Below are 20,853 nucleotides of genomic sequence, written 5' to 3'. Positions count from 1 at the left end.
AAATGAATTTTTAGTTCAATCACCTTGTATAAAGGCCGCCGTATTTTAGCAGTTTGTGAATAAATGGGATAGCACTCGACAATCCACCGCTTAACTGGCGATGACTCGTATTGTTGACATGGATGTGACTACTTTTGTATAGAGCCTTAACTGATCGCAAATTTAAGGACGCTTAGTATGACAACAGATAAACCTTGGCTTGCTCAATATCCAGCAAACGTACCCAAGACTATTAATCCTGATCAGTATGAAAGTCTCATCGAGTTGTATGAAGAGTGTTTTGACCGCTTCCGTATGCATCCTATGACCATCTGTATGGGCGTTTCTCATACTTATGGAGACGTGGACAAAGCGTCTCTTGCTGTCGCTGCTTGGTTGCAAGCACAAGATATCCCCAAAGGTAGCGTAGTGGCAGTCATGATGCCAAACGTGCCGCAATACTTACCGACGATGATCGGTATATTGCGCGCCGGCTATGTTTGCACCCCTATCAACCCACTATATACTGGTCGTGAGCTACGTCATCAACTCAATGATTCAGGCGCTCAGGTTATTTTTGTCGTCGATAACTTTGCTCAAGCACTTGAGCAAGTCATTGAAGAGACGAACATCAAACGTATTGTCCTATCGAAAATGGGCGATATGATGGGACTAAAGGGTATTTTGGTCAACACTGTTATTCGTCAGGTCAAACGCTTAGTGCCTAAGTACAACCTGAATGACCCTAAGTATAATGTTACTAAATTCCCTGATGTGCTTAAAAAAGGCAAAAATCTGCCTTTTCAAACACCAAAAACCTCACTGCAACAAAAAGCTATTTTACAATATACCGGTGGTACAACAGGCCTATCTAAAGGCGCTATCTTAACTCAGCGTAACGTTGTCGCTGCTGCCATGCAATCAGAAGCATGGTATCGCCCTGTTACCTCTGAAATTAATGAGGTGTACATTAATATGGTGATGGCATTGCCGCTATATCATATATTTGCCTTTATGCTGAGCTTGCTAGGTATGCGTTCGGGTTATACTTTTATATTAATACCTAATCCACGAGACATGCCTGGATTTGTCAAAACCTTATCAAAACAGCCCTTCCATATTTTTCCTGCCGTCAATACCTTGTTTAAAGGGCTACTTGATCAACCAACCTTTAAAAACTTAGATTTTAGCGCATTACGTATCTCACAAGCAGGCGGTATGGCAGCGACTGAGCAGACGGCAGCGCGCTGGTTAGAAGTCACTGGTTGCCCGATGGTTGAGGGTTGGGGTATGACTGAAGGGGTTGCAGCAGGTACTGCTAACGTCATTACTGATCGCAAGTTCAATGGCACTATTGGCATTCCTGTACCTAGTGTCGATGTAATTGTGGTCGATGATAATGGCGAGACCGTAGGTTTTAATCAGTCTGGTGAAATGTGCATTAAGGGACCAAATATCACCTCAGGCTATTTTAATAAAGACAACACCAACGACTTTACTAAAGAGGGTTACTTCCGTACTGGTGATATCATTAGTATGGACGAAAAAGGCTATATCACTTTACTTGATCGCAAAAAAGACATGATTTTGGTATCAGGATTTAACGTCTTTCCGAATGAGATTGAGTCAGTTATGCTAGATTGCAAAGGTATTATTGATTGCGCAGTGATTGGCATTTCTGATGAGCATCAAGGCGAAGCGGTCAAAATTTATATCGTTCCTGCTGATAACAATGTTACCAAGAGTGATATTAAAGAATTTGCCTTGGACAATTTGACTGGCTACAAATGCCCGCGTCATATTGAATTTGTGAGTGAGTTGCCAAAGAGTAATGTGGGTAAAATATTGCGTCAAAAACTGCGTGAAAAACACATGGCAGATAACCCTCATATGTTATAACTTCTAAAATCTGTACACATTAAGACCAATAAAAGAATCCCTCTATATGCTGATATAGAGGGATTCTTTTATTGGTCTTGATATTATTAATGTCGCTTGTACTAACTGACTTTATTGACCACCTGCAATGGCAAGTGCTTCATTGCTTGACCGACGATAGACCATGGTAGACTGGGTACACAAGCTTCATCAACCTCAGCTTCAATCGCTGCAACGATGGATTTGGTGCCCGTATCTGCATCTACTTCAAACGGTAATGGCTTGGCATTTTCATTGATTTCAGTACGGATATAGCCTGGATAAATAGTAGAGACTTTGATCGGCAGTTTGGTCAATAGCATATCAGCACGGATGCCCTCTGCCAAATGTGCCAAACCTGCTTTACTCGCACCATAGGCAGTCAAGTGCTTAGGTAATCCACGCATCGCTGACATACTAGATATCACGACCAAATGGCCGCTATTTTGTGCGCGAAAGATACTCATCGCTGCTTCACACTGCGCGAGCGCTGAGATAAAGTTAACTTCAACCGTACGGCGGTTGGTATCAAAGCGTCCTTTACCAATACGGCGGCTCTCGCCAATGCCTGCATTGACCACAACACGATCAATATGACCAAAGTCAGCCGTGAAGGCATCAAACACTTCAAAAATCGCATCATAATCACTAACGTCTAGCACTCGATACTCGATACGAATATCAGGATATTGTGCCATCAGCTCTATTTGTAGACTCTCTAAACGATCCGTACGACGCGCACAAATAGCAAGGTTGTATCCAAGCTTAGCAAACAATCTCGCCATGCCCTCGCCCAACCCTGAGCTGGCACCCGTGATTAAAACCGTTTTGCCACGACCAATCTGCTGTTTATTTAAACCTTTTAAATAACGTGCTGGTTGAACCGCGCCAAATAATTGATTTTTACTTTTGGTGGCTTTTTTTGCCACTAGGCTCAGTAATTTATTTTGCATGGACATTCTCTTATGTATCAATGATAACTTCAAGATAACGTAAACCCTTCCAACTGTCTATGTGGCTTTGGTGTTATCTGCGCTAGTAGCCAGCCACTACAGACTTTCTATAACAAGGTTTTAGCAACCAATCATGAATTATCGCCATGTCACAAAACGCTTACCATCAGCGAATAAATGACTATACTCATTTAATGACAGTAAACGTGAATTCTGCTCTTTTAAAGTAATAGATGTCACGCCCGTATTAACCAAGCTTTTATTGATTTGATACGCAGTCTGACTGCCTTGTTGTAATAACTGCGCGGTAATAGCCGCAATAATGCCGCCTGAAGTAAATACCAATACCGTACTATCACGATTTAAATTTAGCGTTGTCATCTGTATACGTATTTGCTCAAGCGCTTGCTTAGCTCGCTCATTAAACTGCGACCAGCTTTCTATATAATCTTGATCATAATCACCACCATGCCAGCGCTGCATCGCGTTATCGAATAACTCAGCCAAACGTGTCATCGGTACATCCGCTTTAGCAATCTCAGCTGCAATTGATGCTCGAGTGCTGAATGCTGGATCTGATTTAACAAAAACATCTTTATGATTAAATTCATCAAATTGTGGCAGTACATAGCTATCCGGCGCACTCATATCGATTGCAGGCTTGTTAGAGCTATCGGTATCAGCAAATGACTGATAACGCTGCCAAAAATGATGTGCAGAATCTTGTTGCCTGACCAAACTCCCCGTAAAAATAGCATCGATTCGGCGCTGGGTCGTTGCATAATGCTGGCCGAGCATTTGCGCTTGGATACCACCTAGCTCTGACAGCTGATCGTAATTTTCTTGTCCAAAGGATGCCTGGCCATGACGTGCCAGAAGAATGGTTGTCATAAAATACTGCCTTTTATCATAGTTTCAATATGCTGATTTCAAACATTTTACTTGCTAAAAAATTACTCAGCTGTTGATTGCGGCGACTTAGCAAAATAGCCTTTTGGTAAAATACCTTTAATAACTTTTTGTACAGGCGCTGGTAATTGCTCAATGGTGGCAGCATCGACGCCCATATCTTGCAAATGCGGCTGCACATGAGTATTAAATAACGCCTCACCTTCATACTGTGCTATCAACTTCAGAGATTTTGCATGCAATACATGAACGATAAGCCAAAAATTCTTAAATGCCGGATTGGTTGTTTGTTTATGATAGTAGCGGTAATAAATTTGCTGGACAATACCTGCTAGACGGAATAAACCAAACACCTCATAAAACGTCCAATTATCTATCTCTAAACCTGATTGTTTAAGATAGTAATCCACCACTTCATCACGGGTCATCATGCCTTCTAAATGCGTGGGCTGACGGCGTGACTGCTGCATGATGATGTTGTCATCTTCTTCAATCCAGTAAGCCAAGGCGCTACCCAAATCCATCAAAGGATCACCCAAGGTGGCCATTTCCCAATCAAGTACACCGATAACCTTAGTTGGATCTGCGGCATCTAAAATGACGTTGTCAAAACGCCAATCATTGTGAATCAGGCAAGTCTTACTATCAGCAGGCGTATGCTTGCCAAGCCATTGACGTACCAATGCAAAACTTGGGACGTTAGGTGTTTTGGCTTTGACATAACGCTTATCCCAACCTGTTACTTGGCGCTCGCAATAACCTTCGCCACGCCCAAGATTCACTAAATCAGGATGCGCTTTATAATCTACTTGGTGCAGCTCAACTAAAGCATCGATAACATTGGTACATAATGCACGCGTTTGCTCTTCGTTTAAATCAATCCCTTTTGGCAAATTGGCACGAGGAATGATACCTTCCATACGCTCCATGACATAGAAATCGGCACCGATGACGGACTCATCCGTACATAGCGCGACCATTTTAGGTACGTAAGGATAAGCATCCTTTAAGGATTTTTGGACAGTGTATTCGCGCACCATATCATGTGCTGATTTGGCTTTAGTGCCTTTTGGCGGACGGCGTAAGATTAAATCTTGGCTTTTACTTTCAGCGTTACCTTCGCCTTCATATTGCAGACGATAAGTCCAGTTTGATGCTCCGCCTGAGAATTGGGTAACCGTTGGCTCGCCTGCTACATCGATTCCTTGGGCGCGTAGCCAGTTACTAACCGCTTTGGCGTCAAGCTCTTCGCCCTCACGAACCTCGCCACCTTTATCTAAGATTTTATTAGCTACTTCTTTATCCGTATTATTGCTCTGATTAGCAGTTGCCATAAGACAGTCCTTATCGTGTGGTCAGTTATTTTTATTGATTATTTAGGGGTGAAGAATCCACTATCAAATGATTGATAGTGGATTTATAGTTATGGTCGCCATTGAGCTTGTTTTGTATTAGTTATAAATACAAATCTAAGTTACCTTAAGATTTAGCAGGTTTCGACGAACGACTAAAACCTTGACGCTTTAGCTCAAGTTTCGCAATCATGGTTTTATGCACTTCATCAGGACCATCGGCTAAGCGCAGCGCTCGTGCTTGAGCAAAGAAACTCGGCAGCATCGTATCTTGGCAAACGCCCATGCCACCATGGATTTGAATCGCCATATCGACTACTTCTTGTAGCACGGTTGGCGCAACTACTTTAATAGCAGAAATTTCAGTGAGTGCCGCTTTGGTGCCTTGCGCGTCCATTTTTTGCGCTGCATATAATGTCAATAAACGCGCTTGATCAATTTTAATACGAGCCTCAGCAATACGCTCAAAGTTACCACCTAGTTGTAGTAATGGCTTACCAAAAGCCGTACGCTCCATACCGCGTTTTACAGCCAGCTCTAGCGACTTTTCAGCAGCGCCAATACAACGCATGCAATGATGAATGCGACCTGGCCCTAAGCGACCTTGCGCAATCTCAAAGCCCATACCTGGGCCACCGATAAAGTGGCTAACGGGTACACGTACATCATTAAAGCTGACTTCACCATGACCATGCGGCGCATCATAATCGCCAAATACTTTTAGCATGCGCTCGATATTGACGCCTGCAGTTTTTGCTGGAACCAATACCATCGAATGCTGATGATGACGGTCTTTAGTTTCATCAGGGGTGTATGCCATCACAATCAAAATATCAACTGCTGGGTCACCCAGACCTGATGACCACCATTTACTGCCATTGATAATAATCTCATCGCCATTGACAACCGCAGTCGCCTGCATGTTGGTCGCATCACTGGATGCCACCTCAGGCTCAGTCATACAAAATACCGAACGCGTTTTACCTTCCAAGATTGGCGTCAGCCATTTATCTTGCTGCTCTTGTGTACCATAACGCCACAACAGCTCCATATTGCCACTATCAGGGGCATTGCAGTTAAACACGTAAGGCGCTAATAAACTGCGGCCTGTCAACTCTGCAATCGGTGCATAATCGGTAACCGAAAGGCCAGCACCTAGGATGTCATCCGGCAAAAATAAATTCCACAGGTCAGCTTCACGTGCTTGCTTACGTAAGCTCTCATACTTTTCTGGCCACTGCCAATTTTTCCAATTACCATCAGGATTTTGCTGATGACAATCTGCCCAAAACTGCGCTTCAATGGGCTCAATATGGGTTTCGATAAATGCTTGTACTTGGGCATGCATGGCTTGACCATGTTCTGTCGCTGTAAACATCAAGGCATTGCTAGACATAATGATTTCCCTATCCTTATTAATTATCTCAATCACATTTTTATAAAAAACTTCATAGTGTACGTACGTAAACTCTGTATCGTATTTACCATTTATAACACAGCGATTATTTTTAAACAGCAAAAAGGCGCGACCCGTTAGGACACGCCTTTTACAAAATACAAACAATGCACGAATTCAGGTTAGAACTTTAAAGATCAGCTATGCACTAGTCTCTTAATACTTAAAACTACTTTAAGATATTTAAACGACTATTAAGGTCAAATCGTGCTAGTGCATCTGGCAGCTTATCAACCGCCATACTGATGGTCGCCTCTGCAGCTTGTGATAGCCCTAGTTTTTCTGCCAGTGTTGGCTTTTGACGTGAATGCAGCGCATATACTTCGTTGTTTTCCATACGCTCTAACAGATAGCTGTCTGATGTCTGTAATTTATCTACCAAGTTCAAATGCAGCGCATCTTCACCATACCAATGTTCGCCTGTTGCGACTTTATCTACATCAAGCATACCGCGGTAACGATTGACAAAGTGCTTAAACAACTCATGTGTTTGCTCTAGCTCTTCTTGATATTTGGCACGATCTTCATCATCATTTTCACCAAATACAGTCACGGTACGTTTGTAATCACCAGCCGTAAACATCTCATAATCGACATCATGGTTTTTGAGCCATTTATGAAAATTGGGCAGTTGTGATACCACACCGATAGAGCCAATAATTGCAAATGGTGCAGCTACAATATTGTCCGCTACGCAGGCCATCATATAGCCACCACTGGCTGCGACCTTATCGACGCAGACGGTGAGTTTCAAACCGGCATCTTTTAGACGAGCCAATTGTGCGGCGGCTAAACCATAACCGTGTACTACGCCGCCACCAGACTCTAGACGCACCACCACTTCATCGCCTTTATTCGCCGTGCTGATAAGTGTGCTAATCTCTTCACGCAGGTGTTTAACAGCAGTGGCTTTAATATCGCCATCAAAGTCGAGTACAAAAACTTGTTGCTTGCTATCACTATTTTTTTTCTTATTTTTGGTTTTCGCTTTTAGGGCTTGTTTTGCTTTTTTAGCCAGTGTTTTTTTGAATTGTTTGAGGGCAGCTTTACCTTGAGTCGCCTCCATCAGGTCTTCACGGCGTTGCTCTTGGTTTTTATTCAGATGGATAACTCTTAGCTCAACAGGGTTTTTAGAGGGATTAAAAAGCATGAGTACGATTCCTTAAATGATTAAGACGGTCTTAGTGTAATTTTATAAGTTAGGCTGATATGCGCACGCGCGCTTATCTTTTCAAGCAGAGGAACAATATTTAACCTAATGCAATTGTTACGGCACAAATACGGCTTATAGCCATCTTTACTGAGCTTTGATTGGGCTGATTCGGTTGTATAACAAAGGCAGATTAGGCATAATATACGTTTACACCAAATTTTCTGTAGCCAACGTGATGACTATTTGTCTTAATCGCGTTGTTTGCGCTTCTTTTAACTAAACTAGTTATTATCTAAAAGAAGCGCAACGATGGCTGCATTATTGTATTTCGAATTGGGCTGACAACTGGATAATTATATTATGACGCATAGCGAATACCGAGACGAATATTGCGGAGCCGTAACCGAAAGCTTAATTGAGCAAACCATTAGTGTCGTAGGCTGGGTACATCGTCGTCGCGATCACGGTGGCGTGATTTTCTTAGACATGCGTGACCGCGCTGGTATCTTGCAGGTCGTTGTCGATCCTGATACCCCAGAAGCGTTCGCTATTGCTGATGCGGTACGTCCTGAATATGTAATAAAAATCACAGGTCGTGTCCGTCAACGCTACGCGGGCACTGAAAACGCAAATATGACCAGTGGTCATATCGAGCTGTTGGCCAAAGAAATTGAAGTGCTGGCAAAATCTGAAACCCCGCCATTCCCATTGAATGATGAGAAAAGTACGGTATCAGAAGATCTACGTCTCAAATATCGCTATCTTGATATGCGCCGTCCACAAATGCAAGATCGTATGGTATTCCGTGCTAAAGCTACCTCAGCGATTCGTCGTTATTTAGATGACCATGGCTTTTTAGATGTAGAAACCCCTATCTTGACTCGTGCAACGCCAGAAGGTGCTCGTGATTATCTTGTGCCTTCACGTACGCGTCCGGGTAACTTCTTTGCCTTACCGCAGTCGCCACAGCTGTTTAAACAGTTATTGATGGTCGCAGGTTTTGACCGCTATTATCAAATCGCTAAGTGCTTCCGTGATGAAGATTTACGTGCGGATCGTCAGCCTGAATTTACCCAAGTCGATATTGAGACTTCTTTCTTAAATGAAGAAGAAATCATGAATATCAACGAAGGTCTGATTAAGCATGTCTTTAAGACGATGATGGACGTTGAATTTGAACAGTTCCCACGTATGACTTATGCTGAAGCCATGCGTGATTATGCCTCAGACAAGCCTGACCTACGTATTCCGCTTAAATTGATTGACGTTGCAGACTTAATGAAAGACGTTGATTTTAAAGTGTTTGCCGGTCCTGCTAACGATCCTAAAGGTCGTGTTGCTGCCCTACGTATACCAGGCGGTGCTTCATTAAGCCGTAAACAAATCGATGCGTATACCAAATTCGTTAGTATCTATGGTGCACGTGGTTTGGCTTATATTAAAGTCAACGATGCCAGCAACATCAATAACGGCGTGGATAAAGAATCTGGTCTACAGTCTCCTATCATTAAGAATATGACTGATGATGTATTGGTAAGCCTGATTGAGCGTACTGGTGCAGAAAGCAACGATATTATCTTCTTTGGTGCGGATAAAGCCAGTGTGGTCAATGATGCCATCGGCGCCCTACGTCAAAAGATTGGTTTAGATTTAGAAATGACCACTTGTGAGTGGGCACCACTTTGGGTAACTGACTTTCCGATGTTTGAAGAAACTGAAGATGGTCGCTGGACCTCAATGCATCATCCATTTACTAAGCCAAAAGGTTCGGTTGAAGAATTAAAAACCAATCCTGAATCTGCCCTTTCTATCGCTTATGATATGGTATTAAACGGTACTGAAGTGGGTGGTGGTAGTTTACGTATCAATACACTTGAGATGCAAACAGCCGTATTTGAAGCATTGGGTATTGATGATCAGGAAGCAGAAGACAAATTTGGCTTCTTGCTTGATGCGTTAAAATTTGGTGCGCCGCCACATGGTGGCTTGGCATTTGGTTTGGACCGCTTAATCATGCTTATGGTAGGCGCAAGCTCTATCCGTGACGTGATTGCCTTCCCAAAAACCAAAACTGCTGAATGTCCATTGACGCAAGCACCGGCTGAGGTGAATACTAAGCAGCTACGTGAGCTTGGTATCCGTGTCCGTGAAAAAGTACAAGCTGACACCAGTAAGTCTGCTGAATAAATAGTCTGATCATGCGAAGCTATTTTTTACAGTGCCTGTTATGTGATTCATTACTGTGTGAATGGTCATGAATCCGTATCATATTTTCAAAATCGTGCCACTGTCTGTCTTGCAGATGCTGGCACGTTTTGTGGCGTGGATAATCTTAAGGATGCCAAGCGCTAGTATCATGCGCACAGTTAAAATCAATATGGCACTGATTGCCCCTACGTTATCTCACCTGCAAAAACAAGCCTTAACCAAAGAGATTATCTATCATCAATGTTTAACCAGCATTGAGTCAATCAAAAGCTGGGCGATGCCACCTGATTGGAGTATCGCTCAAATTCGTGACGTTCATAATAAAGACATCTTACTTGATGGACTTGCTAGTCCTAACGGCATGCTCGCGATCGTACCGCATTTGGGTACGTGGGAGATGATGAATGCTTGGCTCAATCAATTTGGCTCGCCAACCATCATGTATAAGCCCGTAAAAGGTGACATTACCAACAATTTTATATTGCAAGGTCGTGCCCGCCTCAATGCGACATTAGTACCGACGGATGGTAGCGGTGTAAAAGCAGTATTTAAAACACTCAAACAAGGTGGTTTTAGTATTGTCTTACCTGACCACGTTCCTGACCCATCAGGCGGTGTCATCGTGCCTTTTTTTGGCATTGAAACGTTGACCAGTACACTCGCCTCCAAACTGGCTAGTAAAACCAAATGCGCACTGGTCGGATTGGCATGTATTCGCCGCGACGATGGGCATGGCTTTGATATTTATTGCTATAAACTCGATGACCCAGCATTATATGATCGCAATACTGAAACGGCAGCTTATGCACTCAATCTAGCAATGCAACGTATGATTGAAGACAATTACAGTCATTATATGTGGGGTTATCGACGCTTTAAGCATATCCCTATGATAGACAACCCTTACAACACTAATAAAGCCAATCTAGCCGCATTTATTCGCGCACATCATCCTAGTGTCGATAATAAATAAAATCGATACAGTGAAATCCGTACGCTACTGATAGACTCTCAATTTTAGTGTTGTTTATCAATTTTTTAAAAGTTAGCCCCTTATTTATATAAATATGAGTGCACTATGGCAACTGACATGAATCAAAATTTACCAACCAATCAAACGCCAACAGATAGTAAAAACTCTGATCAGCGTTATATCATTTGTATGAAATGGGGTGATAAATATGGTGCTGAATATGTTAACCGTCTTTATAACATGGTGCATCGTAACCTAACTTTAGATTTTCAGATGGTTTGCTTAACTGATGACAGTACTGGTATCGATCCTGCTGTTATCTGCCACCCTATCCCTGAGCTCAATCTACCTGCAGGACCTGAGCGTGGCTGGAAAAAGCTCACGACTTTTAAGCCCGAGCTTTACGATTTAAAAGGCGTTGCCTTATTTTTAGATATCGATATCGTTATCGTTGATAATATTGACGGCTTTTTCACTTATAAAGCTGAGCATGAAGATAGCGTCGTCATCATTCGTGACTGGAAAAAACCTTGGCGGATGATTGGCAATAGCTCGGTATACCGCTTCAATATCGGTATGGATACTTATCCTGATTTGCTCGCAAATTTTGAACGTAATTTTGAAACTATTCGTACTCAAGTTCGTCATGAGCAAGCATATCTGTCCAATTATTTACGTGAGCATCATCATTTAGAGTATTGGGACAAAGACTGGTGTGTTAGCTTTAAATATCAGTGTATTGCACCTATTCCTTTTAATCTAGTACGGGCACCTACTCTGCCAAATGATGCTAAAATCGTTATTTTCCATGGTGAGATTAATCCACCGGATGCCATCAATGGCGGTAGCGGTAAATGGTATCGTCATGTGAAGCCGAGCCCTTGGCTCAAAGAATATTGGATATAATTTAATCATCAAACCAACATTACTTTAAAATATCTGGAGTTGAAATTGGGATTACCTCCTATGATTGAGTTTGAGGTTGGTAATCAGCCGTTCCCTATTTACGCATTTAACGCAAAAGAAAATCAACAAAACCTTGACCGACAAGCTGTCAATATCATTGCTTCAGGTCCCTCTATTGCTGAGGTAGATTTTATACCTTTACTAGATACAGCCACGATTTTTATTAATGGTAGTATTAGTCTCACCGCTCAGTATAGCTTTACCAAAGTCGTCGGTTATGTCATTAGTGATGCACGTTTTATCCTCCATCAGCCCGATATATTAAACAAATACTACACCGGTCAGCCCTTATATGCCACCTTGGCAGTATTAGAAGCATTGGTCAGTGCCCATCCTGAAATCATAAAAAAATATCATCATAAGATGCGTATTATCTATCTTGTTGACAGACCGTGGGGTGTTAAAGGAAATGATTCAGAATTTAGTCTTTTACTGCTAGGTAAGGAGTCACGACACCAAGCGCTCAATAGAAAAACACCACTATCAGCATTTGCTAAGCATGCTAAATTTGTTATCGATAGCTATCATCAGCCATCACCTATCGGGCTGTCCTTAGACATCACTTACGGCTTTGTAGAAGCTGGAACAGTGGCTTATGTAGCAACGCAGCTGGCTTTCTCCCGTGGTGCAAACGCACTGCATTTATATGGTGTTGATCTACTTAATAGTAGCGAGCCGCGTTTTTATGAAGATAGAGAGCGTAGCGCGCCCACGACGCTAAATAATGTCATCAGCAATACTATTGTACCGTCATTTAATTTATTAGCCAAAACCTATCAACAATATGGCGTGCGTGTTACCAATCACTCTCCTATCTCTCAATCACTTTCCGACTTTAGTTAATATCATTTACTATTGATAGCGAAAAATCTAAATACTGCTGTGCAATGTGTTTTGGTAATAGCTGCTGATTTAACGGCGTTATAAATTGATTCGCATCATCTAATGCCTGACTTATTAGCGTTGCCAACCCTTCGATATCATCAATAGCAACTAGGTTTTTCTGTGTTAACAGCTCTCTTGGACCAAAGGGGCAATCCGTACTGATAACAGGTACATTTAAGGCTTGCGCTTCGACGATAACATAACCAAAGCCCTCATACTTAGAGGTCATGACGAGCAGTGCGGCTCCCGCAATCAACGGATAAGGATTGGTATAAAAGTCTAAAAAATATACTTTATTCTCAATTTTTAACTCAATCGCTAATTGTTTTATTTTATCTTCAAGTCGACCTTTACCTACCAAAACCAATGGTAGTCTGCGCTCTGTTTTGGCATAGGCCTGCAGTAAATCACGATGACCCTTCATAGCGTCAAACGAAGCGACATGAATAATATAACCTTTATCAGTCAAGCCAAACTCCTCAATATGAAAATGTTCACTGGCCAATTGCTGAATTTGACTGACATCGCATGGGTTATAAATTGTCGTGGTTCTATTTAAGTTACCTATTAATGTCAATAAATCTTGGCATGCGCCTTCACTGACACAACTGCACGGATGAGCACCGTAAACCACTTTTAAATGACTTATGGTTTGAGCAGGTATGATTGCTAGCTTCTCTTGAAATTGTTTGGACACTGCGGTGTGCAATACGTTTACTATATTTGGTAGCTTACTATATGCCATAATCCAATTAACCTTGTAAATATTGGCCAAGATTAATTTAGGTGTTCCGATATTTTTTAGTACATATTCATCAATGCGCGCTGCAACCTCTTTATAAGCGGTGGCTTGCTCAGTTTCTATATTAAAAAGCGGCTGATTATAAGGAACGATGTGGTAATGCACGCGAGAATCTAAGCACATATCTGTCGTATCTTCTAGGGAAAGCACATGGACATCATAATCCATATCTATATAGGCACGCGCCAATGTCGTGACCATACGTTCTGCACCGCGCCCTTCTAACGCTTTTAATATTAGTAAAATAGTTGGTTTATTGCTAGTTATCATAGTAACCCGTCTTTCATACTTGTGATGCCTATTTTGGTATAATAAATAGCCGTAAAATAATTGTTTAATATTGCAGCGCTCTACCTTTGTATGCTAGTCTCCTCTATTTTTATATTACGAACAAGCATCTATTAAAACATTTTTTTATTCATTCGCTAATACATTTGTTATTGTCTAATTAAACTGTAGGCTACCATTTTTTAGGGTATTAGCCCTTATTTTGATGCAAATCTAAATCACTATCTACAGGAGCATATGGTGTGAATCATGTAAAAAATATTAGGTCATACCGCTTATCAGTAGTAATGATAGTTAAAAATGAAGCCAAAAACCTTGCTATTACCTTACCTTCTCTGCAAGGATTGGCTGATGAAATCATCGTATTAGACTCAGGCAGCACCGATAATAGCCGTCAGCTCGTAGAGCAATATGGCGGAACATGGTATGTGAATACAGATTGGCAAGGATTTGGCAAACAACGTCAATTGGCACAGTCATGTGCGACCGGTGATTGGATTTTTGCATTAGATGCTGATGAAGAAGTTACTCCTCAGCTTAAAGAAAGTATACTAAAGATCATCACACAAAAACCTGATAGTACAGTCTATGGTATTAAGCGTATTGATTGTATTTTTGGGCACGAAATTGACCCTAGCTATTGGGCAATAAAAGCACACTGGCGTCTATATCCCTGTCACTTTTATTATAATGAAAATCTAGTCCATGAATCTGTCGTCTTACATAATGCTATTACCAAGACATTAGATGGGTTTATGCGCCATCATACAGCCGAAACGCCACTATTTTGGCTACAAAAACGTTTAGATTATGCTAAGGCGTGGGCTGAGGATCGCCATAAAAAAGGTAGAAAAATTAGCTTTTATAAAGTTATTTTCAATCCAATTTGGGCATTTATTAAGCAGTACCTAATAGATGGACGCTTCTTAAAAGGCAAATACGGACTCATATATTCGCTGCTATTTATGCAGTATACCTTTAATAAATACGCTATTTTATATGACCTAACATACAATAAAACAGAGCAAGCATTTATAAAATCGTTGGAAATAGCTGAAAACTTACAGCCAGTAGACGTATCGAAAAAACAAAGCAGCTTGTCTTTAGTAATGATTGTAAAAAATGAAGGCAAGCATTTAGAAGCATGTTTAAAAACGGTACAAGATATTGTAGATGAAATCATTATTTTGGATTCTGGTAGCACAGATGACACTAAAGCTATTGCCCTACAGTATGGTGCTAAATGGTACGTCAATGAGCAGTGGCAAGGCTTCGGCAAACAGCGACAGTTGGCACAATCTTATGCTACTTGTGATTATGTCTTAGTACTAGATGCAGACGAACGTCTAGAGAATGATTTAAGACATTCTATTGCTATGTTGTTAAATGAGCCGCTACAGACTGATAGAGTATTTAATGTGGCTCGAGTCAATCAGTTTTGCGGCGTCGAAGTACAGAAACGAATATGGTATACGGATAAACTGGCACGATTATATGCCAATAGCTTATTTAAATATTCTAATTTAGACGTTCATGAATCGTTAGATCAAAAAGGCGTTCCAAGTGAGGTATTGAAAGGTTATCTATTGCATATTACCAATGATAATTTACACCATTTTTTGATGAAAAATGTGCGCTACAGTCATGATTGGGCAAGAGAAAAACATCATAAAGGTAAAAAGGTAACGCTTTTAGGCATGTTATTACGTTCTTGGTTTTCTTTCTTTCGTGAATACATCATGCGTGCTGACATATTAGGCGGGGCTTATGGCTATATTTTGGCTTTCGCCTCATTAGGCTACACAATGGATAAATATATAATGCTTTGGCAGATGAATCAGGAGAAATAGTTCAATTAATTATAAACTGTTGAATTTACTAAACTAGCCAGATATTTTGTTTTTTAGCTTATGAAGCCAAGTAAGTGGTTCAGGGTTAGCCACGCTATTAAAACCTATATGCTCGCAGCTTCCCTGTTGCAAATAAACTAAATGGCAATTTAATCTACGATAACTTCGTGAAATATGTCGTTCTTTTTTATATTGGGAAAACGGTTTCAACTTTTTCCAATTATCTAAAGATGCAATGTGCGGATTAAACGAATAACCATACCATTGATCATGAATATGATGAACCTCCACAGTGTCTACAAATGAAGATTGACGGTTTATTATTAGGCTATTTTGAATCTCACTGAATTCCATATCAGATATTTTGCGTAAGCATACCATCGTAATCTTTTGATCACTTTGCAAAAAGTTAATGATACCTTCTAAATTGGGAGTACTATCGAACACCCAATCATCTTCACAATGTAAAACATAAGGAGTTTCAACTCTTTCATACATATAATCTATAGCTTTGTGGTGACCTAAGTTATATCCCAAATCAATTAATTTACCATGTGGACATAGCTCATGAAAAACATTGTTAGACTCCTCATCACCAAAATCATTGATAGCAATAATATTAGGAAATTGCAACTTAGATAACAAACTTTCTAAAGTCTGGCGAAGTTCATAAGGACGTTTACCAATGGTTAAACATAAAGTAATATTTTGTAGATGACTCATATTATTTGTTCCGGATGATAAGATAAAACTTGCCAATTAATCTCCACTATATTCTTACTAATATATTTATAATCAATGCTTTTTAATAAAAATAATTACAGATAAAAAATATTAATCTTTAATTTTTCTTAATAGAATCAGATTTTTTATTAGCTGTTAAGCATAAAGATTAGTAGAAAGATTGACATCTGATAGTTAAAAATTCAATGTAATATTGAATAGCACCACTGTGATATTTTTAATTTAAATATAATTTAAGTTTATAGAAAATATAAAAAGGAACTAAATGAGTATATTCAGCCCCTTTTTATTAATTCAAACAAACTTGATGTCAGTCAATAAAACTTAACCAATCCATATACTGCTCATTGCGACCATGGACCACATCAAAGTACAAGGTTTGCAGCTTTTCAGTCAAGGGTCCGCGACCACCATTACCGATAGTACGATCATCGTATTCACGAATAGGCGTGACTTCAGCAGCGGTACCTGTCATAAATATTTCATCCGCTAAGTAAAACTCATCACGAGTGATACGGCGCTCAACAACTTTAATGCCCAAATCTTCAGCAAATTGGACAATAGTTCGACGCGTGATACCGTCAAGTGCCCCGCCTGCTAAATCAGGGGTATGCAATACACCATCTTTAACTAAAAATAAGTTCTCGCCAGCGCCTTGGCAGACATAGCCTTGTGGATCCATCAAGATGGCTTCGTCATAGCCGTTACGGGTCACTTCTTGGTTTGCCATGATAGATACAGGATAGTTACTTGAGGCTTTTGCTTTACACATGGTCACGTTTGGCAAATGATGGGTATATGATGACGTTTTTACACGAATACCGTTTTTGATACCTTCTTCACCAAGGTACGCGCCCCAATGCCAAGCAGCTACCATGGCATTAACGCTATTATCACGTGATGATAGACCCAGTTTTTCGGCACCGAACCAAATCAGCGGGCGGATATAAGCTTCTGCTAGATTGTTCTGCTTGACCACATCTTTGTGTGCTTGCTCAAGTGTTGCTGCATCAAAAGGCACATCCATTTGGAAAATCTTTGCCGAACCTAGCAGACGCTCAGTATGTTCTTTTAAGCGGAAAATCGCGGTACGGTTATCAGCGGTTTGATAGGCACGGACGCCTTCAAAGACTGCGATACCATAATGCATGCTGTGCGTAAGCACATGAATTTTGGCATCTGGCTGTTCAATCATCGTGCCATTCATCCAAAGCTTGCCTTCCTTTGTTGCCATATTCATCTAATAATCCTTATGCTAGCGCTAACGTCTAACTTTTTTTGTTGAGTGTTAAGTAAATGTTTTAATTAAAATTTTATAATGACACTGAGTGTCTGTTTTAATGCACGAATATCATGTGCAAATTTAATGCGCAAATGATTATATCACCAGCACGCCAAGCAAATGAACTATTTTAGTTCATTACTGCAGTGCCTTTATTTATATGGCGTTAAATATCAGTGCCAAGACTGTCTTAACACTGTCCTTTCATTCAGCACAGCCGTTTTAATACCGCGATTCTGTCGATTCAACACCCATCAAATGCTGCCACTGCGCCTGCACGAGTGCACGGGTTTCAGTCCAAAGCGATTCATCGACCAGTAATGACTGCTCGGATAGTGCCAATTGATGCGTTGCAGCCCTTATGCGCAAATAAGCATCCGTCAAATCTTGACAGATCTCACTCTCCCAAATACCTAGTGTCGCCATCTCTTCAAAGATACGGACGTTATCGCTCCATTTGGTCAAGGTTGGATGCTCATGCGAATAGGCCAGTACGGCAAATTGTGCCAAAAACTCGATATCAATGACACCGCCTGCATCTTGTTTAAGATGAAACTTACCCGCTTGCTGTTGCCATTGGCTCGTACCCAGATGCTTTTGCATTTTGATACGCATACTTGTCACTTCGATACGTACTTCCTCAATTGTGCGCGGTAATGCTAAGACCGTACGGCGAATATCACAAAAACGGGCTGTGACGCGTTTATCACCGCAGATTGCACGCGCCCGTACCAGCGCTTGATGCTCCCATGACCAAGCTTTTTCAAGCTGATAGGTTTCAAACGCATGACAAGACACCACCATCATGCCAGCATTGCCGGAGGGACGCAGGCGCATATCCACCTCATAAGCACGGCCATCACGGGTTTGAGTATTAAGATAGGTCATGAGCTTTTGCGCCAAGCGTGCCGCAAACTTCATGCCACTGACCGAATTTTCACCCGTGGTCATACCCTGCTCTTTTATTTTATGCAAAAACACCAAATCTAAATCTGATGAATAAGACAACTCAAGACCACCAAGCTTACCGTAGCCTATAATCGCAAAGCCGCAATCTGCTTCGGTCACCGGATCGCCATCTTGACCGATAGGATAACCATAACGTTTCACAATTTCAGCAAAAGCGCGCTCAAGCGCCGCTTCTAATACCACCTCGGCAATGTATGTTAAAGAATCCGACACCTTCATGATTGGACGTTCAGCCAACACATCACTGGCGGCAACCGCTAATACTTGATTCTTTTTAAATAATCGTAATACGCTAAGCAGCTTTTCTTCGTCATTAGGCTCTACTCTCAATAACTGCTGACGCAAGATATCACGCAGCTCAAGTTTGTCTGGCAAATGCCGATAGCGTTGCTGTAAAAATGTATCTAATAACACTGGATACTGTGCCAGCTCTTTGGCAATCCAAGGGCTAGCAGACAGCATCGGGATCAACTCAACCGTGGCGTTTGGATTCTCTGCAATCATGACTAAGTAGATAGAACGACGACAAATCGCTTCAAGCAAGGCAATCAAGCGCGGCAATGCGGTATTCGCCAGTTGCTGCTGATCTTGATGAGCAAGTAGCGCATGCACAATGACTGGATACGCTCCGTCCAAGCGTTCGCGAGCCTCATCGCTTAAATTGGCAACCATTTTTGACTGCCAAAAATTTTGTAATTGGCTATGATTCTCTTCCGTCAACACGTCATTTAAACGAGCCACTTGCTCATCCAAGTTAGCAGGTTCTAGCTCATCATCGTGATCCGGCACTTGCCTTTCAGTAACCATACGCTCAAACGGCACATTGACATGATATCGATGATAATTAAGCGTATTTAATAATGCAGCCCAGTCTTCAAACCCAAGCGTGAGCGCAAGATTGTGCTGCCAATGCACATCATGAGGAAGACGCTGGGTTTGCTGGTCATTGATTGCTTGAATACCGTGCTCAAGCCGGCGTAAAAACCGATAAGCACTCTGCAGTTCTTGATAAGTAGTTTCTTCTAAATACTTAAGCTCATACAGCGCCTGCATTGCCTTCAAACAAGATTTGACCTGTAGCTGCGGATGCCGTCCGCCATAAATCAACTGGAAAGCTTGAACGATAAACTCGATATCTCGAATACCACCAGCACCGAGTTTGATATTATCCAAATCTTCACGCTGGGCGACTTGATTTTGGATCAGAGACTTCATCTCTCGTAATGCCGAAAAAGCACTATAATCGACGTAATATCGAAAGACAAACGGCTTAATAAGTGCTTGAATGTCGTCATAGAATGGTCGCTCTATGTGTCCAACCACACGGGCTTTTAACCAAGCAAATCGTTCCCATGCCCGCCCATGCTGAGAAAAGTACTTTTGCAACGCCGATAGATGAATCGCTAAATCACTACCATCGCCCCATGGGCGCAGGCGCATATCTACCCGAAACACAAAACCATCTGCTGTATTATTATCAAGCAGCTTAATAATACCTTGACCAAGGCGCGTCATAAAACGTTTATTGTCGATACTGCGTGTGCCTTTGGTTTTATCCCCATCAGTTTCACCGCGCGCTTGATGGATAAAAATCAGGTCAATATCACTCGATAAATTCAGCTCATGAGCGCCAAGCTTGCCCATTGCCATAATCGCCATATCATCGACTTGCGCATTGCCTTTCTCATTAATAAAGGTAGGCTGACCATATTGAGTCACCAACTGCTGATAGGTATAGTTTTTCGCAAATAAAATACAACCATCAGCGAATTCGGACAACTCGTCGGTCAATTGCTCAAGCTCAATCACTGCCAACGCGTCTTGCCATACCCAACGCATCATCAGTAGCATACGCAAATTGCGTAAACCACTCATCACTTTGGTTTCATGGCCAAGCTGATAGTTTTCGTCCAAGGTATAATCTTGTATCAGGTCATCAATCTGTTGGCGCGTTAAGGTCGTGTCTAAAGGATAACTGCGTAAAAACGTCTGGCAGGCGCCCGTGCGACTTTGCCAAATTTGATAAGCAAACTCACTGGCAGTTTGCAATACTTGTAGCTGTTCTGATGTGGGCTGATAGCCGTTACCATTTGGAGTGGTAGATAGCATAATGATGTTACCTCATTGCAGCATAGAGCCATAAGCCTACGTGAACTGGGCGAATAAG

15 protein-coding genes are annotated in these 20,853 nt (G+C 41.5%); 6 read left to right on the top strand and 9 right to left on the bottom strand.

What is annotated here, in order from left to right; translation table 11 throughout:
• The first annotated feature begins 177 nt into the window (after positions 1 to 177).
• A complete protein-coding gene (locus PCRYO_RS06105) occupies positions 178 to 1,878 on the top strand; it encodes a long-chain-fatty-acid--CoA ligase (protein ID WP_011513523.1) in 1,701 nt (566 codons plus the stop codon).
• A 101-nt stretch (positions 1,879 to 1,979) separates the two neighbouring features.
• On the opposite strand, the gene PCRYO_RS06100 is transcribed toward PCRYO_RS06105, so the two are convergent.
• The 5 genes from PCRYO_RS06100 to sohB form a co-directional block, all read right to left on the bottom strand.
• On the bottom strand, positions 1,980 to 2,849 hold the full coding sequence (locus PCRYO_RS06100; RefSeq protein ID WP_020443390.1) for an SDR family oxidoreductase: 870 nt from the start codon (positions 2,847 to 2,849) through the stop codon (positions 1,980 to 1,982).
• Positions 2,850 to 2,987: 138 nt separating this feature from the next.
• Positions 2,988 to 3,740 carry a histidine phosphatase family protein gene (locus tag PCRYO_RS06095; RefSeq protein WP_011513521.1) on the bottom strand — a complete coding sequence of 251 codons (753 nt, stop codon included), beginning with the start codon at positions 3,738 to 3,740 and terminating at the stop codon, positions 2,988 to 2,990.
• Between the two features lie 62 nt (positions 3,741 to 3,802).
• On the bottom strand, positions 3,803 to 5,092 hold the full coding sequence (locus PCRYO_RS06090; protein ID WP_011513520.1) for a phosphotransferase family protein: 1,290 nt from the start codon (positions 5,090 to 5,092) through the stop codon (positions 3,803 to 3,805).
• Positions 5,093 to 5,237: 145 nt separating this feature from the next.
• The gene (locus PCRYO_RS06085) at positions 5,238 to 6,488 is read right to left on the bottom strand and encodes an acyl-CoA dehydrogenase family protein (RefSeq protein ID WP_041753479.1); all 1,251 of its coding nucleotides are present in this window, start codon (positions 6,486 to 6,488) and stop codon (positions 5,238 to 5,240) included.
• 247 nt (positions 6,489 to 6,735) lie between these two features.
• A complete protein-coding gene (gene sohB, locus PCRYO_RS06080) occupies positions 6,736 to 7,716 on the bottom strand; it encodes a protease SohB (protein ID WP_011513518.1) in 981 nt (326 codons plus the stop codon).
• A gap of 363 nt (positions 7,717 to 8,079) precedes the next feature.
• Between sohB and aspS the strand changes: the two genes are divergently transcribed.
• The 4 genes from aspS (at position 8,080) to PCRYO_RS06060 (ending at position 12,709) form a co-directional block, all read left to right on the top strand.
• A complete protein-coding gene (gene aspS, locus PCRYO_RS06075; protein ID WP_011513517.1) occupies positions 8,080 to 9,906 on the top strand; it encodes an aspartate--tRNA ligase in 1,827 nt (608 codons plus the stop codon).
• Positions 9,907 to 9,973: 67 nt separating this feature from the next.
• A complete protein-coding gene (locus PCRYO_RS06070; protein ID WP_011513516.1) occupies positions 9,974 to 10,900 on the top strand; it encodes a lysophospholipid acyltransferase family protein in 927 nt (308 codons plus the stop codon).
• 105 nt (positions 10,901 to 11,005) lie between these two features.
• On the top strand, positions 11,006 to 11,806 hold the full coding sequence (locus PCRYO_RS06065; protein ID WP_011513515.1) for a hypothetical protein: 801 nt from the start codon (positions 11,006 to 11,008) through the stop codon (positions 11,804 to 11,806).
• Between the two features lie 60 nt (positions 11,807 to 11,866).
• Positions 11,867 to 12,709, top strand: a complete 843-nt coding sequence (locus tag PCRYO_RS06060; protein ID WP_011513514.1) for a hypothetical protein — start codon at positions 11,867 to 11,869, stop codon at positions 12,707 to 12,709.
• On the opposite strand, the gene PCRYO_RS06055 is transcribed toward PCRYO_RS06060, so the two are convergent.
• Positions 12,702 to 13,823 (bottom strand): glycosyltransferase, encoded by a 1,122-nt coding sequence (locus tag PCRYO_RS06055; protein WP_011513513.1) that lies wholly within the window; start codon positions 13,821 to 13,823, stop codon positions 12,702 to 12,704. The genes PCRYO_RS06060 and PCRYO_RS06055 overlap by 8 nt on opposite strands.
• A 305-nt stretch (positions 13,824 to 14,128) precedes the next feature.
• Between PCRYO_RS06055 and PCRYO_RS06050 the strand changes: the two genes are divergently transcribed.
• A complete protein-coding gene (locus PCRYO_RS06050) occupies positions 14,129 to 15,691 on the top strand; it encodes a glycosyltransferase family 2 protein (RefSeq protein ID WP_041753081.1) in 1,563 nt (520 codons plus the stop codon).
• A 33-nt stretch (positions 15,692 to 15,724) separates the two neighbouring features.
• On the opposite strand, the gene PCRYO_RS06045 is transcribed toward PCRYO_RS06050, so the two are convergent.
• From PCRYO_RS06045 to glnE, 3 genes are all read right to left on the bottom strand, one after another.
• Positions 15,725 to 16,450: a glycosyltransferase gene (locus PCRYO_RS06045; RefSeq protein WP_226939339.1), complete on the bottom strand. Its 726-nt coding sequence runs from the start codon at positions 16,448 to 16,450 to the stop codon at positions 15,725 to 15,727.
• Between the two features lie 295 nt (positions 16,451 to 16,745).
• Positions 16,746 to 17,675, bottom strand: coding sequence for a branched-chain amino acid transaminase (locus PCRYO_RS06040; RefSeq protein ID WP_011513510.1), 930 nt, complete (start codon positions 17,673 to 17,675; stop codon positions 16,746 to 16,748).
• A gap of 264 nt (positions 17,676 to 17,939) precedes the next feature.
• On the bottom strand, positions 17,940 to 20,795 hold the full coding sequence (gene glnE / locus PCRYO_RS06035) for a bifunctional [glutamate--ammonia ligase]-adenylyl-L-tyrosine phosphorylase/[glutamate--ammonia-ligase] adenylyltransferase (RefSeq protein WP_011513509.1): 2,856 nt from the start codon (positions 20,793 to 20,795) through the stop codon (positions 17,940 to 17,942).
• Between the last annotated feature and the right edge of the window lie 58 nt (positions 20,796 to 20,853).

Source organism: Psychrobacter cryohalolentis K5, assembly GCF_000013905.1.
Classification (GTDB): domain Bacteria; phylum Pseudomonadota; class Gammaproteobacteria; order Pseudomonadales; family Moraxellaceae; genus Psychrobacter; species Psychrobacter cryohalolentis.
Note: the sequence above shows the minus strand (reverse complement) of the source record. Positions and strands in the feature narration are given on the sequence as shown.

Excerpts from the sequence above, each read along its gene's own strand:
- PCRYO_RS06105 (WP_011513523.1), top strand. The coding sequence starts at position 178 with ATGACAACAGATAAACCTTGGCTTGCTCAATATCCAGCAAACGTACCC.
- PCRYO_RS06100 (WP_020443390.1), bottom strand. The coding sequence starts at position 2,849 with ATGCAAAATAAATTACTGAGCCTAGTGGCAAAAAAAGCCACCAAAAGT.
- PCRYO_RS06095 (WP_011513521.1), bottom strand. The coding sequence starts at position 3,740 with ATGACAACCATTCTTCTGGCACGTCATGGCCAGGCATCCTTTGGACAA.
- PCRYO_RS06090 (WP_011513520.1), bottom strand. The coding sequence starts at position 5,092 with ATGGCAACTGCTAATCAGAGCAATAATACGGATAAAGAAGTAGCTAAT.
- PCRYO_RS06085 (WP_041753479.1), bottom strand. The coding sequence starts at position 6,488 with ATGTTTACAGCGACAGAACATGGTCAAGCCATGCATGCCCAAGTACAA.
- sohB (WP_011513518.1), bottom strand. The coding sequence starts at position 7,716 with ATGCTTTTTAATCCCTCTAAAAACCCTGTTGAGCTAAGAGTTATCCAT.
- aspS (WP_011513517.1), top strand. The coding sequence starts at position 8,080 with ATGACGCATAGCGAATACCGAGACGAATATTGCGGAGCCGTAACCGAA.
- PCRYO_RS06070 (WP_011513516.1), top strand. The coding sequence starts at position 9,974 with ATGAATCCGTATCATATTTTCAAAATCGTGCCACTGTCTGTCTTGCAG.
- PCRYO_RS06065 (WP_011513515.1), top strand. The coding sequence starts at position 11,006 with ATGGCAACTGACATGAATCAAAATTTACCAACCAATCAAACGCCAACA.
- PCRYO_RS06060 (WP_011513514.1), top strand. The coding sequence starts at position 11,867 with ATGATTGAGTTTGAGGTTGGTAATCAGCCGTTCCCTATTTACGCATTT.
- PCRYO_RS06055 (WP_011513513.1), bottom strand. The coding sequence starts at position 13,823 with ATGATAACTAGCAATAAACCAACTATTTTACTAATATTAAAAGCGTTA.
- PCRYO_RS06050 (WP_041753081.1), top strand. The coding sequence starts at position 14,129 with ATGATAGTTAAAAATGAAGCCAAAAACCTTGCTATTACCTTACCTTCT.
- PCRYO_RS06040 (WP_011513510.1), bottom strand. The coding sequence starts at position 17,675 with ATGAATATGGCAACAAAGGAAGGCAAGCTTTGGATGAATGGCACGATG.
- glnE (WP_011513509.1), bottom strand. The coding sequence starts at position 20,795 with ATGCTATCTACCACTCCAAATGGTAACGGCTATCAGCCCACATCAGAA.